A 1,562-nucleotide genomic window follows, 5' to 3' on the forward strand; every position below is an offset into this window, starting at 1 on the left:
CATTTGAAGGCGGCCTCGGATCTTGGGGTGCCGTTGATCGGTGTGGGTTTGTTGTATCAGGCGGGGTATTTCAAGCAGTCCTTGTCCCGGGATGCGTGGCAGCAGGAAACCTACCCGGTGCTGGACCCGGACGGGTTGCCGTTGACGCTGCTGCGTGAACCCTCCGCTGACGGGACGGGCAAACCCGTGGTCGTGTCCCTGCCGTTGCCGCACGGGCGGAAACTGAACGCGCATATCTGGCGTGCCGACGTCGGACGCGTCCCCTTGCTGCTGCTGGATTCGAACGTTCCGGGCAACGACGACGCGGCCCGCTCGATCACCGACCGTTTGTACGGCGGGGGCGGGGACCACCGGTTGCAGCAGGAACTTTTGCTGGGCATGGGCGGGGTGAAGGCCTTGCGGGTGTTCCAGCGCCTGACCGGGTGCCCGGCGCCGGAGGTGTTCCACACCAACGAGGGCCATGCCGGGTTCCTGGGGATCGAGCGGATCCAGGAACTGATGTCCGCGGAGAACCCCTTGTCCTGGTCCGAGGCGTTGGCCGCGGGCCGGGCGTCGACGGTGTTCACCACGCACACCCCGGTCCCGGCCGGGATCGACCGGTTCGAGGCCGTGCAGATCCGGCACTTCTTCGACGCCGGCCTGGCCCCGGACGTGCCCGTGGAGAACGTGCTGGACCTGGGCCAGGAGAACTACGAGGGCGGCAACCCTGCGGTGTTCAACATGGCCGTGATGGGCCTGCGCCTGGCCCAGCGCGCCAACGGCGTGGCCAAACTCCACGGTGTGGTCTCGCGTGAAATGTTCTCCGGGCTCTGGCCCGGATTCGACCACTCCGAAGTGCCCATCACCTCCGTCACCAACGGCGTCCACGTGCCCTCCTGGGTGGACCCGCGCATCTCCGCCCTGGCCCACGAGCAATTCGGCTCCGAAGCCGACGCCTCCGGACGCTGGGACCTGGCCTACAACGTCAGCGACGAAGACGTCTGGAAACTCCGCCGCGAACTCCGGGTCTCCCTCGTCGAGGATGTACGTCGTCGTTTGCGGGCGTCGTGGAAGAAACGCGGCGCGGCCGATGCCGAACTGCGCTGGACCGACAAAGTCCTGGACCCGGACGTGCTCACCATCGGATTCGCCCGCCGCGTACCGACCTACAAACGCCTCACCCTCATGCTCCGGGACCCCGCACGCCTCAAAGCCCTGCTCCTGGACCCCCAACACCCCATCCAACTCGTCATCGCCGGCAAATCCCACCCGGCCGATGACGCCGGCAAGAAAATGATCCAGGACCTCGTCAAATTCACCGACGACCCCGAGGTCCGCCACCGCATCGTGTTCCTGCCCAACTACGACATCGCCATGGCCCGCACCCTCTTCCCCGGCTGCGACGTCTGGCTCAACAACCCCCTGCGCCCCCTGGAAGCCTGCGGCACCTCCGGCATGAAAGCAGCCATCAACGGCTCCCTGAACCTCTCCGTGCTCGATGGCTGGTGGGACGAAATGTACGACGGCGAAAACGGCTGGGCCATCCCCACCGCCAACAACGACGCCTCACCCACCGAACGCGA

1 protein-coding gene is annotated in these 1,562 nt (G+C 66.5%); it reads left to right on the top strand.

Annotation, left to right across the window (positions count from 1 at the left end):
* Positions 1–1,562: alpha-glucan family phosphorylase (glgP, locus tag E1809_RS26430; RefSeq protein ID WP_133207170.1), on the top strand; the 1,562-nt coding region annotated here is incomplete at both ends.

Origin of the sequence: Arthrobacter terricola (assembly GCF_004354015.1) — a bacterium.
Classification (GTDB): domain Bacteria; phylum Actinomycetota; class Actinomycetes; order Actinomycetales; family Micrococcaceae; genus Arthrobacter; species Arthrobacter terricola.